The sequence below is a fragment of the Paenibacillus enshidis genome (genome assembly GCF_042136365.1).
Taxonomy (GTDB): Bacteria; Bacillota; Bacilli; order Paenibacillales; family Paenibacillaceae; genus Paenibacillus; species Paenibacillus enshidis.
This window is the reverse complement of record NZ_JBHHMI010000027.1, coordinates 18,451-37,971: the sequence shown is the minus strand read 5'-3', so window position 1 is coordinate 37,971 and position 19,521 is coordinate 18,451. Positions and strand designations below refer to the sequence as shown.

General features: G+C 44.9%; 18 protein-coding genes. 9 read left to right on the top strand and 9 right to left on the bottom strand.

What is annotated here, in order from left to right:
* Window positions 1-70 precede the first annotated feature (70 nt).
* From ACE41H_RS20970 to ACE41H_RS20955, 4 genes are all read right to left on the bottom strand, one after another.
* Window positions 71-2,131: a serine hydrolase domain-containing protein gene (locus ACE41H_RS20970; protein WP_375357505.1), complete on the bottom strand. Its 2,061-nt coding sequence runs from the start codon at window positions 2,129-2,131 to the stop codon at window positions 71-73.
* Window positions 2,132-2,250: 119 nt separating this feature from the next.
* On the bottom strand, window positions 2,251-3,549 hold the full coding sequence (locus ACE41H_RS20965; RefSeq protein ID WP_375357504.1) for an ATP-binding protein: 1,299 nt from the start codon (window positions 3,547-3,549) through the stop codon (window positions 2,251-2,253).
* Between the two features lies 1 nt (window position 3,550).
* Entirely contained in the window at window positions 3,551-4,291 is a 741-nt protein-coding gene (locus ACE41H_RS20960; RefSeq protein WP_375357503.1) for a LytR/AlgR family response regulator transcription factor, read from the bottom strand.
* Between the two features lie 225 nt (window positions 4,292-4,516).
* Window positions 4,517-5,785 (bottom strand): alkaline phosphatase, encoded by a 1,269-nt coding sequence (locus tag ACE41H_RS20955; protein ID WP_375357502.1) that lies wholly within the window; start codon window positions 5,783-5,785, stop codon window positions 4,517-4,519.
* Between the two features lie 220 nt (window positions 5,786-6,005).
* On the opposite strand from ACE41H_RS20955, the gene ACE41H_RS20950 reads away from it, so the two are divergent.
* Window positions 6,006-6,374, top strand: a complete 369-nt coding sequence (locus ACE41H_RS20950) for an MmcQ/YjbR family DNA-binding protein (RefSeq protein WP_375357501.1) — start codon at window positions 6,006-6,008, stop codon at window positions 6,372-6,374.
* A 31-nt stretch (window positions 6,375-6,405) separates the two neighbouring features.
* On the opposite strand, the gene ACE41H_RS20945 is transcribed toward ACE41H_RS20950, so the two are convergent.
* Window positions 6,406-7,074 (bottom strand): NAD(P)H-dependent oxidoreductase, encoded by a 669-nt coding sequence (locus ACE41H_RS20945; protein WP_375357500.1) that lies wholly within the window; start codon window positions 7,072-7,074, stop codon window positions 6,406-6,408.
* A 254-nt stretch (window positions 7,075-7,328) separates the two neighbouring features.
* On the opposite strand from ACE41H_RS20945, the gene ACE41H_RS20940 reads away from it, so the two are divergent.
* Both ACE41H_RS20940 and ACE41H_RS20935 read left to right on the top strand, forming a co-directional pair.
* The gene (locus ACE41H_RS20940; RefSeq protein WP_375357499.1) at window positions 7,329-7,562 is read left to right on the top strand and encodes a DUF896 domain-containing protein; all 234 of its coding nucleotides are present in this window, start codon (window positions 7,329-7,331) and stop codon (window positions 7,560-7,562) included.
* Between the two features lie 261 nt (window positions 7,563-7,823).
* Entirely contained in the window at window positions 7,824-8,132 is a 309-nt protein-coding gene (locus ACE41H_RS20935; RefSeq protein WP_375357498.1) for a hypothetical protein, read from the top strand.
* 64 nt (window positions 8,133-8,196) lie between these two features.
* On the opposite strand, the gene ACE41H_RS20930 is transcribed toward ACE41H_RS20935, so the two are convergent.
* On the bottom strand, window positions 8,197-9,285 hold the full coding sequence (locus tag ACE41H_RS20930; protein ID WP_375357522.1) for a low temperature requirement protein A: 1,089 nt from the start codon (window positions 9,283-9,285) through the stop codon (window positions 8,197-8,199).
* Between the two features lie 4 nt (window positions 9,286-9,289).
* A complete protein-coding gene (locus ACE41H_RS20925) occupies window positions 9,290-10,207 on the bottom strand; it encodes an AraC family transcriptional regulator (RefSeq protein WP_375357497.1) in 918 nt (305 codons plus the stop codon).
* A gap of 202 nt (window positions 10,208-10,409) precedes the next feature.
* Here ACE41H_RS20925 and ACE41H_RS20920 point away from each other — a divergent pair, with 202 nt between their 5' ends.
* Together ACE41H_RS20920 and gdhA are read left to right on the top strand one after the other, a co-directional pair.
* Window positions 10,410-11,147 (top strand): SDR family oxidoreductase, encoded by a 738-nt coding sequence (locus tag ACE41H_RS20920; RefSeq protein WP_375357496.1) that lies wholly within the window; start codon window positions 10,410-10,412, stop codon window positions 11,145-11,147.
* Window positions 11,148-11,602: 455 nt separating this feature from the next.
* The gene (gene gdhA, locus ACE41H_RS20915) at window positions 11,603-12,982 is read left to right on the top strand and encodes an NADP-specific glutamate dehydrogenase (protein WP_375357495.1); all 1,380 of its coding nucleotides are present in this window, start codon (window positions 11,603-11,605) and stop codon (window positions 12,980-12,982) included.
* Window positions 12,983-13,035: 53 nt separating this feature from the next.
* On the opposite strand, the gene ACE41H_RS20910 is transcribed toward gdhA, so the two are convergent.
* Complete coding sequence (locus ACE41H_RS20910) at window positions 13,036-14,157, bottom strand: glycosyltransferase family 4 protein (protein ID WP_375357494.1); 1,122 nt, start codon at window positions 14,155-14,157, stop codon at window positions 13,036-13,038.
* A gap of 325 nt (window positions 14,158-14,482) precedes the next feature.
* Between ACE41H_RS20910 and ACE41H_RS20905 the strand changes: the two genes are divergently transcribed.
* The 3 genes from ACE41H_RS20905 to ACE41H_RS20895 all read left to right on the top strand — a co-directional run bounded on the left by ACE41H_RS20905 (window position 14,483) and on the right by ACE41H_RS20895 (window position 17,583).
* Window positions 14,483-15,982, top strand: a complete 1,500-nt coding sequence (locus ACE41H_RS20905; RefSeq protein ID WP_375357493.1) for a monooxygenase — start codon at window positions 14,483-14,485, stop codon at window positions 15,980-15,982.
* A 79-nt stretch (window positions 15,983-16,061) separates the two neighbouring features.
* Window positions 16,062-16,550, top strand: coding sequence for a MarR family transcriptional regulator (locus tag ACE41H_RS20900; RefSeq protein WP_375357492.1), 489 nt, complete (start codon window positions 16,062-16,064; stop codon window positions 16,548-16,550).
* 31 nt (window positions 16,551-16,581) lie between these two features.
* The gene (locus tag ACE41H_RS20895) at window positions 16,582-17,583 is read left to right on the top strand and encodes an ROK family protein (RefSeq protein ID WP_375357491.1); all 1,002 of its coding nucleotides are present in this window, start codon (window positions 16,582-16,584) and stop codon (window positions 17,581-17,583) included.
* Window positions 17,584-17,595: 12 nt separating this feature from the next.
* Here the strand turns inward: ACE41H_RS20895 and ACE41H_RS20890 are convergent, their stop codons facing one another.
* Window positions 17,596-18,432, bottom strand: coding sequence for a helix-turn-helix transcriptional regulator (locus ACE41H_RS20890; RefSeq protein ID WP_375357490.1), 837 nt, complete (start codon window positions 18,430-18,432; stop codon window positions 17,596-17,598).
* A 118-nt stretch (window positions 18,433-18,550) separates the two neighbouring features.
* Between ACE41H_RS20890 and ACE41H_RS20885 the strand changes: the two genes are divergently transcribed.
* On the top strand, window positions 18,551-19,396 hold the full coding sequence (locus tag ACE41H_RS20885) for an NAD-dependent epimerase/dehydratase family protein (protein WP_375357489.1): 846 nt from the start codon (window positions 18,551-18,553) through the stop codon (window positions 19,394-19,396).
* Window positions 19,397-19,521 lie beyond the last annotated feature (125 nt).

Here is a 19,521-nt window from a genome sequence, read left to right as displayed (position 1 = left end):
GAAATCAGGATTTGATAAAAAATGGGCGAATCGTCAACGCGGAAGAAAGCGTTGCGGTTCGCCCATGATTTTATTGTTTTTTTAATGTAACTTTAAAGACATCTCCCGCATTGCCGCCAAAAACGATCAAGCCACCTTTGGGAAGGATGACCGAGCGCTCAGAGTCTACCGTTGATAAGTGCACAACCGAGTCATTTTCATCATAAACAGCAAAACCGCCGTTTTTCGGGAAATCTACAGTCATGGTTTTATTTGCTGTACTTTCGTCAATTTTAAACCATTGAGCAAATCCATTAGATGGTACTGTATATTGGGATGTTTCCGCAGCAGGCAGCGGTTTCATAGCATCCTCACGAATAAAGTGTTGATCACCAGACTGCAAGTACTCCGAGTTATCCTTTTTGTAAAAATTCAAATCAAATGTATCTCTCCCGTTCATCACAGGTATTTCGACGGCATTGACAGCATGGTTTTCATCTACAATTCTAGTGCCGCTGGCATAACCTTTATCAACAGCTATATTTTTTATTAAAATTGCTGCAGGCACCAAATAAAATAGTGAATTTATTTTTTCATCCAGGGCATAGTATTTCTTATTATTTCTATCTCCCCATGCCTTTTTCACAGAATCATTTACAGGGTTATCGTCCAGCTTTTGATATTCATAATACACCGCTTCCGTTTGACCCAAACCTGGGAAGTCCAAAAGCACATTCGCTTTGATATAGGTTTTTCCATTGGTTTGTTTCTCAAAGCTTACTTCAGCACTGCCGTCACTGCTGGTGAAGCGGCTGTTGCCTGTATAAACATATTTCTGGGCTGGTATCATTTCACTCATCAGACCAGGCAGCTCAAACTCCCCGTTTTGAATATTCACATGTATGGTTGCACCAACGGTTCCGTATAAGCCTGAATTAGCGGCCAAATCTGCGGGCATATCCACTTTTACAGGAGGTATAGCTGTTTTTGGAGGAGTGATATCTTTAATAATGCCTTTCTCCTTTAAAACCTCCTGCAAAATATTAGAAGCAAATATCGTATCATAAATTGAAGATCCGCCGGAAGAAATGACTGCCATTGACAAATGATGCTCGGGTAAGGAAATCAGGGCAGAGTGGTACATTATGGTATCCCCGCCTTTGTTTAAAGCAGTGATGCCATAATCACTAAACGGAGCCAATTCGACCGCATCCCAGCCGAGCCCGTAATTATAAATATTTCTCTCTTCAGGAACCCAGACTCCTTTCCGGTATTCGGGATTTTCCATGGCAGCTGCCGATTGCTTGGATAAAATATCCGGCTTCTGGCCCATTAAGACTTCAGAAAATTTGGTCAACTCTTCTGCTGTAGAGTAAAGACCGCCTGTCCCGAGAATATTGGGATTTTCAACAGGCAGGGGTCCCTCAATTCCAGGAAAATATGTTTTGGCCAGCTGCTGTCTGTCAAATGAATCAAGCGGTGTTTTTGTGAAATTTAAATTCAACGGTTTACTGATATGGGTCGCAAGGAATTCGCTGTATGTCATACCACTCACACGTTCAACCAGAAGTTCCAGCAGCTGAAATCCGTCATTGGTGTAAACGGAGTATTCACCAGGGTTCGATTTCAAACGCTCAGACTGCAGCTTTTCCAATAGCTCATCATGCTTTTCTGTGGAATTGTCATCGAATAACATGCTGTTTTTATAATGGGAACCATAAAGACCTGACGAGTGATTGAGCAGCATCCGCGGTGTGATTTGCTTGTATCTTTCATCCGCCATTTTAAAATCCTTGATATAGGTCGTAAGCGGCTGATCAATATCGACCTTACCGGCATCAACCAGCATCATCGTTGCGGCAGCTGAATACATTTTGCTGACAGAACCAATGGCATACATCGTATCTTTATTAATGGAATCATCGGCTTCCTTCCCATTTACTCCTGCGCTATCGGATAAGGTAATTGCACCGTTATCCAGAATGGCATATTGAACGGAACTAACCCCATAATCGGATATTAGTGCCGAAGCCAGCTTGCGGGCTTTCTCTGCAACCGTATCATCATTGCCTTCGGCCGAAGCCCCGGAAGCCCAGGGCACCTGCAGCAGCACAAGCATTATAGCGATAACTGTAATCCCTATTTTTTTCAATTTCTTTTTCCTCCTTGTATGCTCTAAATGAATAGCTGCTTTCAGCATACATTCAACAAGGAGCAGGAAGGGCAAGAAGACCCTCAAACGCAAAAAACAATCCCCAAACGACAGAAGGCTTAGGGATTGTTCGTATGAAAAGGCAGTACAACCATGTTATTAAATACTTTATTTTTCATCTCAATCGTCATGTTCCCGCCGTACTTCTCGCATATTCTTGAAATATTGGTTAAGCCAAGTCCATGAAATTCCGGATTGGGTTTCTGGCTGTACAATGATACGTCCTCTTTTTCCACATGATTGAGAATGTGAAGGAAGAGGGCGGATTCATTAGAATGGATTTTAATAAGCATATACCTGTCATCCGCGATCTTGATCTTTTTGGATGCTTCTATCGCATTATCCAGCATGTTGCCCAAAACGACACATAAGTCGTACCGTTCAATATGAATGTCTTTCATGGCTAGACTGAGTTTTGTATCTATTTTAATGCCGTTTGCCTGTCCGATATTCAGCGTATTCGTAACCAGGGCGTCGATCACCAGGTTGCCAGTATTTACTCTATGATAGGCGTCTTCAATTTTATTTAATGTAACTCTTATGTGTTCACGCGCCTGTTCGAGCTCGTTTCTTTTGATACATTCCTCGATATACAAAAACTGCTGGTTCGTATCATGAACGATTCTTTTAATGTTTTTGAAGCTGTGCACCGTTTTCTCATAGTTGGCATCCTGATAGTCCATCTGATTTTGCAGTTGGGAATTCTGATGAATCAATTGGAATTTTTCGACAATATTATCAAAGATATAGACAATGAACACATTCAATAAAAGAAGGCCAAAGATGGATATGAAATAATATATGTTTTTTTCACTATACATAGACATAACATTGCCTTGGATAATGCTCACAACCGGCACAATCAGGAATAACAGATAGTAGCGGGTATGGATCGGGAAGCTTTTTCGTTTGGCAACCAGCCGTATGATCTGAATGAGGGGAAACATGAGCATACAGCTGAGTAGCATAATTTTGGAAAACAGAAATTGTGCATTGTTCATGTTATGCAGACTATTGAGATCAAATGTCTCCACATCATACAGAATGTAAGTAGATATATAATTAACCAGAGTAAGCAAAACGGCGTAAAGTGTTGAGAAAATGATCTTTAATTTTAAATCCACATGATAAGCATGAGCCAAACTGAAGATCACAACTAATGCACTAAGGGAAGAGACCAGAGCAGGCAGCTCGGCACATAAATATAGAAAATCCAATACCCAAAATATAAGCAAATAAACCATACTGTTGGCCTTCTTGGTGGACTTGCTCAAAACCGAGTTGAAATAAAAATTCAGTTGCAAGCACATGACGAGTGAAACAACAAAATTAAGCAGCAATAATCTGTAGTCCATCATCTCATCCCATCTCTGTGACCATAAACTTGGTATATGCGTCTTTTACTTCTTTTATTTTCGAGCGCCCAATGGGCAATTCCATTGCATTTGACATGAATACCTTGCCTCCGGCAAATTTTTTCACATGAAGCAGATTGATAATAATGGACCGATGAATTTGCAGGAAATGAAAATCCTTTAGCGCTGATGCATAGTTCGAAATAATGCCTTTGCTCTCATAGGTTTGATTCTGGGTCACAAAATGCAATTTATTTTTAATCGTTAAGCTTTTGGCAGCTTCAATGGCAATAATCTCATGATGCTTCAATATCACTTCTTCATAAGCCGACTTAATAACTATAAATTTTGGATCCTGAGCTTGAAAATACTGATGCAGCTTTACTATTTTTTCTTCAAAAATATGGGGTGCTACCGGTTTGATTAAATACTGGTATGTCACTACATCAAAGCTCTCCAGCATGTACTCCGGGTAACTGGTCAAAAAAATAATTTGCTCATCAACGTTCTTCAAGCTTCTTATTTTTCTGGCGGTTTGAATACCGTTGATGCCGTTCATTTCAACATCCAATATCAAGATATGGAAGGAGGGATTATTGTTTTCATAATAGGCTGCCAGTTCTTCTCCGGAACTGAACATTTCAATGTCAAAGTTTAAATTCGTCTTGACCGATAAAGCGATCAGCATATTTTTTACAAGCTCTCTTTGCTGCTGCTCATCATCGCATATAGCCACTTTATACATAAAATCAGCTTACCTCGCTATGGCTGTTTTTAGAAAACGAAAGTCAACTCACAGTGTATGATAGGATGGGTTAATTGTCCACTTTGTATCCATACTTTAAGGGCAAGACAGGGAGGGACCGGAAGAAGGGAAGAGGATGGTCTCCGCAAAAATTATCGAAAAAGAACGCCGGTATAATGCCGGCGTCCATGGACTTCCTGTATGTTCATTTAACACTGTTCATGCTTATTTCTTCAGTTTCAGCAATTGCACGAGCTTATCATGAATGGCGGTATTCGGATAACTGCCTGCGAATTTCTCGGAGCCAGGTCCCATGGCCGTCAGTGGCACGTTGATCGCTGTATGGCCGCCGGTAGTCCAGTCGATATAGAACTTTTCGTTAGAACCATGGATCGCAAATGGGCCGTCCTCCTTGGACATACCGTCACCGGACTCATCTTCGTCGTCCTCGCCTTCAATGGCCATACCGCCGGTTTCATGATCTGCTGTCACAAGAACAAGCGTGTCAGGGTGGGACTTGGCGTAATCCTTGGCCACCTTCACGGCTTTATCAAGCTGCTGGCCGGCCTTGATCGTTAATTCGGCTTCATTGTCATGTGCCATTTCATCCGTGGCTTCTTCCTCGACCACGAGGAAGAACCCTTTTTTATTTTTGGAGAGCACATCGATGGCTTTTGCCGTCATATCAGGCAGTGGAACCGTCGGTTTATAGGAGTTACCCAGTTCATTATGCGCCTGGAACATCTCCTCATTTGCGAACAGGCCGAGCAGCTTGCTGCCGGAAGCGGCTTTCATTTCAGCGCTGGTGGTTACATATTTATAACCCAGCTTTTTGGCCTGCTCAACCAGATTGCCCTGGGTGCCTTTGCTTGCTTCTTCAGGATCTTCAGCCGGGGCATCTTTGTGAGCGCCAGGTGTTCCTTTCGGATACCAGAAATCTTCCCCGCCGCCGAGAATGACATCTACTTTACTTTTTTCCAAATACTGCTTGGCAATGTCGCTTTGGGCTGAACGGTTTTCTACATGTGCGCCAAATGCCGCACCCGTAGCATCCGTAACCTGGCTGGTCGTGACGATACCGGTGGAAAGACCCGCTTTCTTGGCCTGCTCCATAATCGTGGTGACAGGCTTTTTCTTCATATCCATGCCAATCGCGCCGTTATACGTTTTGACTCCGGTGGCAATGGCGCTGGCCGCTGCCGCGGAATCTGTCACCAGGTTATCGCCTGAATCCGTGCTGACAAGTCCGATAACTGGCATCTTGTCCATTTCCAGATTGCCGGATTTGCCGACCGTAGCCAGTGTGACCGCATCCCGGGTGGCTTGTCCCATCCCGTCGCCAATAAACAGAATGACATTTTTCGGATAGGGAGATTTCTGGTTGTCCGATGCTGCGGCAGATACTTGAGAGAAATCGGCGGCAAAAAGTGGCGCACCAAGTACTCCGACAGCAGCAATAGACAGGATTGCTTTTTTAACAGCACGCTTGTTCACTAAGCTCACACTCCAATGTGTAGAGTATATTACAACATGATCATATATGAGTTTTGTAAAACAGAAGCGCTATTATTGTTAAATGAAGGTAATACTTATCCATAACATAAAGTCTCCATTCAGTGTGGATGGGAGATGGATCATATTCCACTTTTGCGAAGCGAACATACGTGCTATTATAAAAGAAACAACGACATATTTCGCTTACGGAGGGCTTACTATGACTAAAGATGAAATCATTGAATACTGTCTGTCATACCTAGGCTCTTATGAAGACCACCCTTTTGGGGAAGATTGGACTGTTATGCGTCACAAAGGAAATAAGAAAATATTTGCGCTGATTTTTCATCATGACGGCCACTTATGTGTCAACCTTAAATGCGAACCCAGCCGTGCTGATTTTCTGCGCAGCCTGTTTAAAGAAGTGACGCCCGGATACCATATGAACAAAGAGCATTGGAATACTCTTATCTTGGATGGGGAGCTCCCGGAGCAGGAAATTCATGAAATGGTGAACCATAGCTTCGAATTAACACGGCCAAAGATTAAAAAAAGAAAGCAAGTAAACTCAAACAGCGCGCACCAATAGAAAATTGGTGCGCGCTGGAAGCTTGACCTTTTTATTCAACCCAGCGGATCACGTCAGTCGCTTCTCTTCTTGTCTTAGGACGCGGAGCTTTGACACGGTACCCGAACGCAGCCATCACGCTGATTCCGTACTGATCGTTTTCCAGCAGCCCTTCTTCGCGTAAAATGGTGTCCACAGCGTCTCTAGCGAAGCCTTCGATCGGACAGGAGTCAATGCCAATAAGAGCGGCGCTGGTCATCATGTTGCCGAGGGCAATGTAGGTTTGCTTGGAAGCCCAATCAAACAGCGCGCGTTCCGAGTCCATCAGCTTGAAATCTTCTTCCTGGAATGACTGGTAGCGGCCCATCATGTTTTTTACGTTCTCCGCAGGGATTTGCTTAACTCCGGTCAATTGCTGCCAGAAGTAGTCGGACTTGTAGCTTGCATCTTTGCGCGCCAAAACTAATACGACATGGCTGGCTGTAGGCATATGCCCTTGTGCGCCCCAACTCACGGCACGCAGCTTCTCACGCAAATCCGCATTCTGGACAACGACAAACTTCCAGGGTTCAAGGCCAACCGAGCTTGGAGAGAGCCGGGCTGTTTCGAGAATGAAATCAAAATCTTCGGCAGAAATTTTCTTTGTCGGATCAAATTCCTTGGTGGCATGTCTAAATTCAAAGGCTGCCAATATGTCCTCTTTTTTCATGCTGTGGTTCATTAAATCCAGCTCCTTTAATATAAATCGGCTCTAGGGGAGAGTCCCAACAACGTTCTTGCCGTGGAATCAATCATAGTTCAATCCCGGTGTTCTCACAAGAACGCACATTGTTGTGCGATAGTGTAATGGATGTAATCATGGGAGCTGCTTTTTATCTATTGACACTTAGATGAAAATCATATATCTTTATATCAAGATAAATTAATGTAGAATATTTTCCGCACTCTACATTACTATGAAAGAGGGGCATTACAATGATCCAAATACTTGATAGAATCAATGAGCTGAGCAGAAAGCAGCGCGGGGAAGGGCTGACTGAACACGAGAAGTCCGAACAGGCTGTGCTGCGGCAGGATTATTTACAGATCATTCGGGGGCAATTTAAAAATACCCTGTTAAGCGTATCCGTCGTCGATCCTGAAGGAAATGATGTGACCCCAACGAAGCTGGTGGAGGAAAAGCTGGCGCAAACAAGCGAGGCAAAATGAGTTTCTGTTCAACGTCAAAAGATGGGTCAGCCATGCATTTGCTGACCCATCTTTTTTTATGCTTCTTGCGTTTTAAGTATTCTTCGATCCACTTTAGGCATCGCGATAACACCAAACTTTCCTGAAATAGTGTACAATGGACTTCAGTTATCTAGCTGTATGTTTTCAGCACTTTTTTTAAATAATAGACACATCCATTACTTAACCAAGTATTATGATATGCAAAGCAAACGTATAACAAAACATATTGGAGGAGTCTTAATGAGCCAGCGGTTTCGCATCACCAGGTCATTTCAGGAAAATTCTGCGGAACAGACCATTACTTTGCAAGAGTGCAAACTTTACTTTGCATCCCAGCCCGATTTTACATACTCACCGGTCTATACCGTGTCAGGACCTGCCAGTACAATGTCCATTGATGGCGATTTTTTCATGTGGAGCTATGGCGATTTGCAAATTCCTTTCCGGCATTATATGGGTGATCTGTATGTAGCCGTTTACGATGAAGCCGTCATCCCCAAAATGATTGAAGTGGCAAGTGATTTGAGGGCGGATTTGACGGAAGGGTAAAAATTGAGAAAACAAAACCATCCTGGAGATCTATCATTCCTGGATGGTTTACCTTTTTTCAAAATCATGTTGTTAACTTCGCGTACCCGATAAAGAACACCATGATTTCTCCCACGATTACATAATTAGGGACTTGATAAATCAAGTCAAACGCTATACAACAACCGATAATCCCTAATAATACCGCCAAATGATAGGGTTTCAAACGCAGGTGCTTGTGTCTGTACCGGTGAAAAACCAAAGATGTAGAGAAAAAATACAATAGCACAGATCCAAATACAAAAATCAGCATAAATAAGTAATCCAGCTGTTCTTGGTATAATAATTGAATGGAAGCCGCTATCATGCTCATGGATAAGTATATAAATAGGTGACCATAAATAATCGTTTGGCCGGCAGTTTGTATATCCTTGCTCACTTTAGTCTCTATATTCTCAAAGTACTGCCACCATATTGCAATGATTAATATGCTTGTAAACGCCACAAACAAAATAGAGGGCAGATCCCAGTTATTAAACTGCAATACAGCAAGTATGCTGATTACGGATTCACCTAAAAGAATGAGGGTGAACAGGGCAAAACGTTCAAATAAGTGATGGGTATTGATTGGTGTTTTCACCAGATGCCGGCGTCCAATTAAAGGAAGTAGAATATCCACAGCAATTCCCATATACAAAATGACATACCGTATCCAGGAGTCAAAGAAAAGCGAGCAGGCCGATATCAATATGCCGATCAAAAAGTGTGAGCCCAAATAGGAAGCGGTCAATCGGTGATGATCAGCGTTGGTTTTACGTACCAAAAGATATTGAATGGCTGTCAGCGCTCTCGAGCCTATGTATCCTACAAAGAAGGGAAGATAGTATTGATCAAAGTCAGGGGACAGGCTCGCTGTCATGACCAATACAAAAAATAGTTGAAGAATGATCAATATTCTATGACTAACGATATCTTGACCAAATCTGTTAATAAAGAGAGTCTGTCCTACCCACCCCCACCAGATAGGAATAAAAATCAAAATAAATTTAAATAAATACTCCATAGGAATGATTCCATGGTCTGCATGTAATAAGACATGAGTTGCTTTGGATACTGCTGCTACAAAAAGTAAATCATAAAAAAGCTCCAACCAGGTGACCTTTTTCGGTACCATAACTTCAATATCTCCCTTCAAATCCATAGGAACCTGCAAGCGAATCGCGAAGCTCCTGCACATCCAGCACCGGCGGCCGTCCGTACATACGGGCATATTCCCGGCTGAATTGGGATGGGCTCTCGTAGCCTACACGGTAGGCTGCTTCGGTTGCTTGCACGGTTTCAGTCAACATTAATCGCCGGGCTTCCTGCAAACGCACCGTTTTCTGGTATTGCAAAGGGCTCATGGCCGTGACGCGCTTGAAATGTTTATGAAACGCCGACGTGCTCATGTTCACGGACTTAGCAAGCTGCTCAATCACGAGCGCACGGTTATACTGCCGGTTAATCAACTGAACCGCTTGGGCGATGCTGTGGGCATGGCTGCCAATGATCGCGAATTGATGGATGAGCGCGCCTTGTTCGCCTTGAAGCACCCGATACAGAATTTCACGGATGACGAGCGGCGCAACAATCTGAATGTCCCGAGGTGTATCAAGCAGCTGCATGAGCCGTACGATGGCTTCCAGCAATTCGGGAGTCGTTCGGTTCACAGTGATGCCGGGACCAGCTGCTTCGGGTGCAAAAGCAGGGTCGTTCATCTCCTTCACGATGTCCAGGATGACGTCGGCGTCGAAACTCAGCTTCAAGCTTAAATACGGGATCTCTGGCGAAGCTTCGACGATTTTGCCGATGATCGGCAATTCGACGGAAGTGACCAGGTAAGACGAAGGATCGTACCGGTAGCTTTCGTCGGCCAATGTGGCCGTCTTCGCCCCTTGCGCCACGACGCAAATGGAAGGTTTATATACAGATTCAAGCGGTTCAGACAAATGAGTGGCATACATTAGCGTCAAAGAAGGTACGGCCGTTTGATGTATGCCGTTCAAAGGAGCATGGCGACGTATCAGGAGTGCCAATTGCTGCAAGACTTGCTTCATACGTTGTGACTCATTCATAGTGTCCATTGTTAGCGGGCTCCTTTCAAAAAGGTTGTAGTTACTTCTATAATAACGATACGGAAGAGAAATAGGCAAGGATCGAACAGTTATGTTCTAACAGGTTCATTCAAACATTTACTACAATAAATTTGCAAGGCCGGGCACCGACCGGCCCAAATTCAGATATAAGGAGAGAACATAAATGAGTCTAAATGGAAAAGTAGCCATCGTTACAGGGGCGTCGCGTGGCATCGGACGGCAAATAGCCATGCAATTAGCGCAATCCGGAGCAAAGGTGGTCGTCAATTATTCCTCGAATCAGGGGAAAGCGGACGAGGTCGTAAAGACGATTGAGCAAGCCGGCGGCGAAGCTGTTGCCCTTCGCGCTAACGTAGGCAAGGTAAGCGAAGTCGAAGCGCTATTCTCGGAGACACTTGAGCGGTTCGGGCGCGTGGACATTCTGGTCAATAATGCGGGCGTTATGGAAAACATGGCGATCGCTGACGTGACCGAGGAGATGTTTGACCGCCATTTTGCGATTAACGTGAAAGGAACTTATTTCGCATGTCAGCAAGCGATGCAGCATATGGCACAAGGCGGGACGATCATCAACTTCTCGACCTCCGTATCGGGTGCAATGCTCCCGACGTATAGCGTCTACGCCGCAACGAAAGGGGCTGTCGAACAATTGACCCGCCAACTGGCCAAGGAATTCGGTCCTAAAGATATCATCATCAATTGCATTGCGCCTGGACAGGTATCGACAGAGCTGTTCCTGAACGGCAAATCGGAGGAGCTGGTTAATTCATTCCGCAGTATGAACGCGTTTGGAAGACTCGGGGAACCGGAGGATATCGCGAATGCGTTAGAACTGCTCGTCAGCGACAAAGCCCGTTGGATCACGGGACAGACGATTCGCGTAAACGGCGGGTTTAACTAAACATTGCGGAAAGTTCACCTTGCAACAGGCCAAAAGACGAACGAACCGTCAACGCGGAAGAAAGCGCTGGTGGTTCGTTCGTTTGCATTCCTCATCCATGCCGTCTATGATTTGATAGAAAATATTCGCCATTTCTTCCACCCTATGCATATCAGTATTCATAGGTGTTTTTTATTGGAAAGTGCAGATTCATAGAATCCGCACACATTCTTGTAAGCATTGTACAACGAGGTAGAGTGAGCCGCCGGCAATGTGGTCAGGTGGCAGCGAAATAACAAGGATTCAAACCAATAAAAAAGTTTTATCAGCATGAAAAAATAAAAACTTAACATCCGTTGTAAATAATTGTTGCCAATTCGTTGGTATTTCAATTAATATGTTGAACTAAATAGTGATGCATGGATTTGGATTCAGCCTGGAGTTTAATATTATGATGATGAAGGTGGATGAACATCGTGGCCCATGGTTCAGCGTTGGAGCAAGTAGAAGTAACAGCAAACAAGTATATCCAGAATGTATATGAAGCTGTAGTCAAACGAAATCCTTACGAGATCGAGTTTCACCAGGCGGTGAAAGAGATTCTTGAATCGCTGGTTCCTGTTATTGCCAAGCATCCGAAATATATGCAGCATGGTATTTTGGATAGAATCGTTGAGCCGGAAAGATTGATCACCTTCCGGGTTCCCTGGGTAAATGACCAGGGTGCTGTGCAAGTAAACCGCGGTTTCCGCGTGCAGTTTAACAGCGTTCTCGGACCCTACAAAGGCGGGTTGAGATTCCATCCTTCCGTAAACGCGAGTATTATTAAGTTTCTCGGGTTTGAACAAATTTTCAAAAACGCACTTACAGGCCAACCGATCGGAGGTGGGAAGGGCGGTTCCGATTTTGACCCGAAAGGGAAATCAGAAGGTGAAATTATGCGGTTTACCCAGAGCTTCATGACAGAACTGTACAAATATATCGGCCCTGATACCGACGTGCCTGCAGGCGATATCGGGGTAGGGGCCCGTGAGATCGGTTATATGTTTGGTCAATATAAACGAATTCGCGGCGGCAATGAAGCCGGTGTTCTGACAGGCAAAGGAATCGGTTACGGCGGCAGTCTTGGCCGTACAGAGGCTACAGGTTATGGTACGGTTTATTTTGTAAACGAAATGTTACAATCCAAGGGTTTGCATTTTGAGGGAAGTACGGTGGTCATCTCCGGTTCCGGCAATGTTGCCATTTATGCCATTCAGAAAGCCACGCAACTGGGGGCTAAAGTGCTGGCATGCAGTGATTCGAACGGTTATGTCTATGATGTGGATGGGATCAAATTCGACACGGTAAAACGTTTGAAAGAAGTGGAAAGAAAACGGATCAGTGAATATGTGAAGGAGCATCCGGATGCTGTTTATGTGGAAGGCTGTGAAAATATCTGGTCCATCCCGTGTGATATCGCTCTCCCGTGCGCCACACAAAATGAAATTGATGAGCAGGCAGCTATCACACTGGTTGCGGGCGGCGTCAAGGCTATTGGAGAAGGGGCCAATATGCCATCTACCCTCGAAGCTATTGATGTATTCCACAAAGCAAATGTACTGTTTGGCCCCGCCAAAGCTGCAAATGCGGGAGGGGTCGCTGTTTCTGCCCTTGAAATGGCACAAAACAGCATGAGATACTCCTGGACCTTTGAAGAAGTGGATGCAAAGCTCCATGATATTATGAAAAACATTTATACATCGTCCGTAAATGCAGCAGCTGAGTATGGCCATCCCGGCAATCTGGTTGTGGGGGCCAACATTGCCGGCTTCACAAAAGTGGCGGATGCCATGATTGCACAGGGCGTGATCTGATTCATATTGACGCTCAATTGTACCAAGCGTTAAATGAGATGCGAAGCAGAGCCCTATCGGTTCGATTCAGATTTACCTTGTATTCTCCGTCTGACCGTCTTTTTCCGTTGCGTGAGCATACTCCGTCTGGCGGTCAGCTTCCGCTTGGCCATCACACTCCGTCTGGCGGTCAATCTTCGTTTGGCCGTCACATTCCGTTCGTCCAACACTTGCTGGTATATTTTCAAGTATTCCTCCGTCATTCTCGTGTTCGTAAATCTCTTAACTACGTACTTGCGAAGAGCCGAAGGTGCCGGATAGGCCGCTTTTTTAACCTTTTTAATCATTTCGTCCACGGAAGAGCATATCAATTGAGGAAAACCGGACAGCACTTCAGGCACCGCCCCTTTTTTCAAGGCGAGAACGGGTGTACCGCAAGCCATGGCCTCAATCATGACCAATCCGAAAGGCTCTTCCCATAATGTCGGAAACAGAAGGCACTGGGCATGCTTTAACAGCTTCTGTTTTTGTTTCCCGTCTACAGCTCCGACAAAACTTACTTTCGGGTTACTCGATATACGGGGTTTAACCTCTTTTCTAAAAAAAGAGGGAGCTTTAATCGGACCAGCAATAACTAAATGTTTTCCCGTCTTTTTAGCGATATCAAGAGCCAGTAATATGCCTTTATTACGTATGATCCGCCCTAAAAACAGCAAATAACCGTGTTTATCTGCACTAAATTCGTACTCGTCAGGATTAATGCCGTTATAAACGCAATATCCACGATTTTTACCCATAACCTGCCGTGCTCTCTTGCTTACATATACAGGATATTCAACCTGCTGCTTCACCGGGAGATGGATCGTACATACGGTGGGCACATTCGGTTTTCTCAGTCCCAACGATGAGCGGAAGGAATGGTCATGAATAAGATCAACGTTCTGGGGAAGGCGGTCCAGTACAAAGTCGGAAAGCCCCTCATGCGTTAAATTTTCAGGATAGGTGATGAGTTTGGCGCTGCTCTTGCTGCCAGGCGGGGCAAACAGCGTAATTTCATGGTCGCGCCGCACCAGCTCCTCAGTCAATTCATACACAACTTTCTCGGTACCTCCTTTGTTGGAGGGGAGAGGCTGTGCATTCGGAGATATGACCTGAACGATTTTTAACCGTCTTTTCGTTTGCGGATTAGAGGTCATTGGACCTTCCCCTTTTGAGAAGATGAAAAACGGAAAATAGTGAAATATATGGGACACATGAAGGTACACGCTCCTTTTAATCGTTGGGAAGATATCCTTCTTCTCGGATTGGACATTCATCACTTGGTTCAACATATGAAAGGTTCAATTAAAATGTTATTCATTGAGGGAGACAGGTGGCAGTACCTATTGCAACTGACGGCTTTAGCAAAGTTGGGTTTGTTGCGGAGGTTGATAGTATCGTGATACTATTTAATTGTTTCTTGAAAAACAAAATTATGATAAAATTGTTTTGTTGAAAACAAAATAGAAAGGGGAAATGAAAATGAATTATGATGTTATTGTAGTTGGCGGAGGCCCGGTGGGTATGATGGTGGCCGGGGAATTGGCTTTGGCAAATGTGAATGTCTGTGTATTGGAAAGATTGGAGGCCGCCACGCCGTATTCGCGCGCGCTCACCGTCCATCCCCGTACCTTGGAGCTTCTGGACTTGCGTGGATTGAAAGAGGAATTGCTGAAAATAGGCAAGCCTCTGCCGACTGGACATTTTGCAGGACTTGAAGCACGTATGAATTTTGAAGTCATTGATTCTTCGTCTAATTATTCACTGTTCATCGCCCAGACAGAAACAGAGAAGATACTGGAAAAAAGAGCTGTACAACTTGGCGTCGAAATTCGCCGTGGCATCGAGGTATTATCTGTTAGCCAGGGTGCCAATGCAGTGAAGGTCGTTGCTTCCGGGGCCAACGGGCCATTTACATTGTCAACAGCCTATGTGGTTGGCGCGGATGGGGCTGGAAGTATCGTGAGAAAGCAAGCCAACATTCCTTTTAATGGAACAGACGAGACACTTACCGCAATTCAAGGAGACGTTGTTTTGAACAATCCGCCTGAATCCATGGTTACTTCCCGTTTCGATGAGCGGGGTATGATTATGATTGTACCTGTGAGGGATAAATTGCACCGTGTCGTTCTTATTGATCCGGAAAGAACGTCCGTGCCCAAAAACGAACCTGTCACATTTGAGGAGCTGCGCACCGGCATGATTCGCATGCTGGGTGATGACTACGGGATTTCAGACCCGTATTGGTTGACCCGCTTTGGCAATGCTACCCGCCAGGCTGAACGTTATAGAGAAGGCAGAGTATTCCTGGCAGGAGACGCCGCTCATATTCATTTTCCGGCAGGCGGACAAGGGATGAACGTTGGCTTACAGGAAGCCATGAATCTTGGCTGGAAGCTTGCTGCTGAAATCAACGGATGGGCACCAGCAGGGTTATTGGACACTTATCATGAGGAACGCCTTCCGGTAAATACTGCTTTGCTGAATAATACCCGAGTACAAACCCTGTTATTCGGAACGGACTTCTCGCCTACCATGATTCATTTGCGCAATATAATTTCGGATTTGCTGCAAAGCCCGGAAGCGAATTATCGCCTGGCCAGCCAAATAGCGGCAGTAGACATTCGCTACAACACCCAGGGAAACATCTCGGAACACGGCCTGAATGGTTTCCGATTGGCGGAGATCAAGCTGCGCAGTCAGAATGGCGAGTCATTCAGCAGCTATGAGCTGTTCCGTGAAGGAAAATATGTACTGCTGCATTTAGCCTCAGATGAACGCGTAGAGGCCCTGATCGATGAATTGCCTCATCAACATATTAAAACCGTAAGCGCAACGCTGGTTGCTCCGGCCCAAGGCTGGGATGATGTGCATACGGCATTGATTCGTCCGGATGGTTATATTGAATGGGCCATTACGGGAACAGAGCCGGATTGTCTTGATCGCATGCAGCAAGGAATTGCGTTAACCAGCAAAGGATAAGCAGAAGCATGCTGAAAATGTTTTTTTCAAAACCATCATGTATAATGGGAAGGAGATTTATAAAGAGGTGAAATAATGAATGCAGCCAACAGAGCTTTCTAAACAATGGATATTCAAAAACTTTATTCAGCTTGTTAGTCAACAAGAAGTTCGCGAGAGCAAGCTTGCTATCCGAATGCGTGAAGAAATGCAAAATTTTGAAAAAGAATTGGGCGAAAAGAGCAGCCTGACTTTATCTGATATTCATCTGATAGCATGTATCGGAGATTTCTCACCGATCAATGTTACCTCCATTGCTGAAAAAACCGGATTGACCAAGGGCTCTGTCACAAGAATAAGCAAAAAGCTGCTAAAGCTTGAATTAATCAAAAGGCAACAGATCAATGACAATAAAAAGGAAGTTTATTATAGCTTGACTCCAAAAGGCCAAAAAGTGCATAAGATCCATGATCGCTTGCATCATGAGGCCGAGGAGCGTTTTATGACATTTTTGGGTAAGTACACAGATGAACAACTGGCTTTTGCCCGGGTACTGATGCAGGATCTGACAGAGTGGGACTTCATCTGAATGAATATAGACGTCAGGAAAGAGGGGGATTATGAAAAAAGCAAGCGCCAATCTAATGAAAGAAATCAATTTAAACAATGTGCGCCAGGTGATGAAACGAGTTGAAACAGCAACCAAACCACAGCTGGCCAAACTGACCAGTCTGAGTGTAGTTACCGTGAATTCCCTTGTGAAGGAGCTGCATGATCTTGGAGAGCTATTTGAAGATGAGATCGTTCCATCCAACGGCGGAAGACCCGCGCTAACCTATCGTTATAATTATGATTTCAGTCTCGCCCTCGTCATTTATATCAAGGAGAAACAAGGACAGGAGCTTGTTTCCGCAACGGTCGTGAATTTGGAAGATCATATTTTGTTAAAAAAAGAATACTTAATGCCGGTTTTTGATCGGCAGCACTTCTATGAGATGATCCGGCACTTCCTGATACTGTATCCTTCCATTAAAGTGATTGGTATAGGCATTCCCGGACAGACCGTCAATGGTGAAATTACCGTGAGCGGTCATCAGGAACTGACGGGGGTTCGCATGATTGAGGAAATTGAATTCCAATTCGGATTGCCCGTGATGGTGGAGAATGATGTGAATGCTGCCGTCATTGGATATTGTGCGAAGCAGGATTTGGAGGACGGGCAAATTGTACTGGGCATCTATTTCCCAACTAAATACCCGCCAGGGATGGGGATCTATCTGGATGGAAAAATAGTCAAAGGAAAGAACGGCATGGCCGGAGAGATCAAGTTTCTCCCCATGGACCTGGATTGGTATGGTGAGATGGACAACGCAACGTTCGCGGGCTCGGTATGTCAAATCATTCAAACCGTTAACGCCGTTCTCGCTCCGGACAAAATAGTAATATATCAGGACATGGTGGGAGCAGATACATGGAACCCTGCATGGGAATCGTATCAGATTCGGCATCCCATGCCATCATTTCCTGAAGTGATTTTACAGGAGACATTTCAACGGGATTTTGAAGCAGGCATGCGGCGGCTAACACTCAAAGAATTGGAGCCGGCTCTGACCCATTTCTGATCACACAAGTGATCAGAAATGCTCCTGAGTGTTTATTAAACTTTGCAAACGCGCAGCCGTATCCGTTGAAGCAGTATAGATCATGATCTTCAGATCCGGATTGGTCGGCGGCTGCAAGGTCACATGTTCAAACTCCATCTCTCCGATATGAGGATCGTACCACCGTTTGTGGCAATCGGTTACGACCTGAACGTCATGCATCGGCCAGCTCTCGCGAAACAACTGGCTGGTCTGCATAAATTCCTCTATAAGCTCCTTGAATCCCGGATCATTAGGGAAGTGCCCGTAATCCGCACGAAAGCGTGCAATCATGATTTGTCTTTTGTTTTCCCAATCCTTTATGCCTGATCCCAGCGTGGTGTCCGTCAAAAAGAGTCTCAAATAATTGGGTCTGTGCTGCGTATGATTTGAAAATGGTGGGAATTGAAAAACGAACTCTGCTGCTTTGTTCCAAAACAGTAAATCCCAGTATCTTCCGATTACGAATGCCGGATTCGGTTCAAGAGCCCTGATCATCCGTTCCAAGCCTTCATTTAATTGCTGATTTTCTACCTCTTTCTGTTGGACCGGTCTTGCAAGAAGATGGAGATGGCGGCGTTCATCCTCGGTCAATCGCAGCGCTTTTGCTATGTTATTCAGTACATCCTCAGATGGATTGACACTTCTGCCTTGTTCCAAAGAGGAATACCATGATGTTCCGATATGGGCAAGCTGGGCCACTTCTTCCCTTCGTAGCCCCGGAGTCCGTCGTCGTCCATAGGATATTAACCCTACATCTTCCGGAGTAAGACGTTCTCGCCGCGAACGCAAAAAATCACCTAAAGACATGCTGGAAGAAATCCCTTCCACTTATAACTCCTCCTTATCCTGACACTTCCAATCGTACGATAAACGCAGGAAGGTTGTTACTTGCGCGTTCTATTATACTGCCAATGTAGCTTCAAAAAAAGTTAGGAGGATTTGAAAAATGAACATTTTTGTAACAGGTGCCACAGGAAAAGTAGGAAGCCGTTTTGTGCCGCGTATGTTACAGCGGGGTTATCACGTTAAAGTGTTGGTTAGGGATGCTGTAAAGGCGGACTGGCTTCACCAGCAAGGGGCTGAAGTTGTAGAAGGTGATCTTTTGCAAGCGGACAATTATGTTGATGCTCTCCGGGGCACTGATGTTGTGATTCACCTGGCAGCACAGTTCCGTGGGGTAGACGAGCATACCACCAAAATCTCAAACTTCGATGGCAGCATAGCCCTGGCACGCGCTGCGTTACAGGCGGATGTGCCGAGGTTTGTTTTTTCCAGCACCAATAATGTATACGGTGCGGGGGATCACGCGCGACCAAACCGTGAAGATGACGAGTTGAGGCCTGCCTATCATCCTTATCCTCAATCCAAAGCCGATGCCGAAGCGGCATTGCTGCAGCTTCATCGCGAACAGGGATTAGGACTGCGCATCGTACGGCTTCCATTTGTCTACGGTGAGCGTGATTCCCATATCACAGAATTTCTGCCGTTTTTGCGTAATTGGAATCCAGCCAAACGAATGCATATGGCACACCATGCGGATGTAGCTCAAGCCCTGATGCTCGCAGCTTCCACACCAGGTATCGATGGCCGAATCTACAATGTTGCCGACGATGCGCCGATCGCCGTTGCGGAATTGTTACAGCTTCATAATAGTGAAGTTTCGTCAGAAGCGCTGCAACAGGATTTTCATCCATGGGACCAGGTTGTCGATACAACACGGATCAGAGAAGAATTAAATTATCGACCGATTTACCCGTCGTTCTATTCCGCAAGAGATGCAGGTGCAATTTAATAAAAATAGTCATTTTTATTGTTGAACAAAAGGAGAAGGATGGCTTAATTAAGATCGCCAATAGGCGATCTTTTTGCTGTTTAATTCCACGTATTTGACTTCTTGACAAAGAAAAAAAATGTTGC

Excerpts from the sequence above, each read along its gene's own strand:
- ACE41H_RS20965 (WP_375357504.1), bottom strand. The coding sequence starts at position 3,549 with ATGATGGACTACAGATTATTGCTGCTTAATTTTGTTGTTTCACTCGTC.
- ACE41H_RS20960 (WP_375357503.1), bottom strand. The coding sequence starts at position 4,291 with ATGTATAAAGTGGCTATATGCGATGATGAGCAGCAGCAAAGAGAGCTT.
- ACE41H_RS20950 (WP_375357501.1), top strand. The coding sequence starts at position 6,006 with ATGACTAAAGATGAAATCATTGAATACTGTCTGTCATACCTAGGCTCT.
- ACE41H_RS20945 (WP_375357500.1), bottom strand. The coding sequence starts at position 7,074 with ATGAACCACAGCATGAAAAAAGAGGACATATTGGCAGCCTTTGAATTT.
- ACE41H_RS20940 (WP_375357499.1), top strand. The coding sequence starts at position 7,329 with ATGATCCAAATACTTGATAGAATCAATGAGCTGAGCAGAAAGCAGCGC.
- ACE41H_RS20935 (WP_375357498.1), top strand. The coding sequence starts at position 7,824 with ATGAGCCAGCGGTTTCGCATCACCAGGTCATTTCAGGAAAATTCTGCG.
- ACE41H_RS20930 (WP_375357522.1), bottom strand. The coding sequence starts at position 9,285 with ATGGTACCGAAAAAGGTCACCTGGTTGGAGCTTTTTTATGATTTACTT.
- ACE41H_RS20925 (WP_375357497.1), bottom strand. The coding sequence starts at position 10,207 with ATGAAGCAAGTCTTGCAGCAATTGGCACTCCTGATACGTCGCCATGCT.
- ACE41H_RS20920 (WP_375357496.1), top strand. The coding sequence starts at position 10,410 with ATGAGTCTAAATGGAAAAGTAGCCATCGTTACAGGGGCGTCGCGTGGC.
- ACE41H_RS20910 (WP_375357494.1), bottom strand. The coding sequence starts at position 14,157 with ATGACCTCTAATCCGCAAACGAAAAGACGGTTAAAAATCGTTCAGGTC.
- ACE41H_RS20905 (WP_375357493.1), top strand. The coding sequence starts at position 14,483 with ATGAATTATGATGTTATTGTAGTTGGCGGAGGCCCGGTGGGTATGATG.
- ACE41H_RS20900 (WP_375357492.1), top strand. The coding sequence starts at position 16,062 with ATGCAGCCAACAGAGCTTTCTAAACAATGGATATTCAAAAACTTTATT.
- ACE41H_RS20895 (WP_375357491.1), top strand. The coding sequence starts at position 16,582 with ATGAAAAAAGCAAGCGCCAATCTAATGAAAGAAATCAATTTAAACAAT.
- ACE41H_RS20885 (WP_375357489.1), top strand. The coding sequence starts at position 18,551 with ATGAACATTTTTGTAACAGGTGCCACAGGAAAAGTAGGAAGCCGTTTT.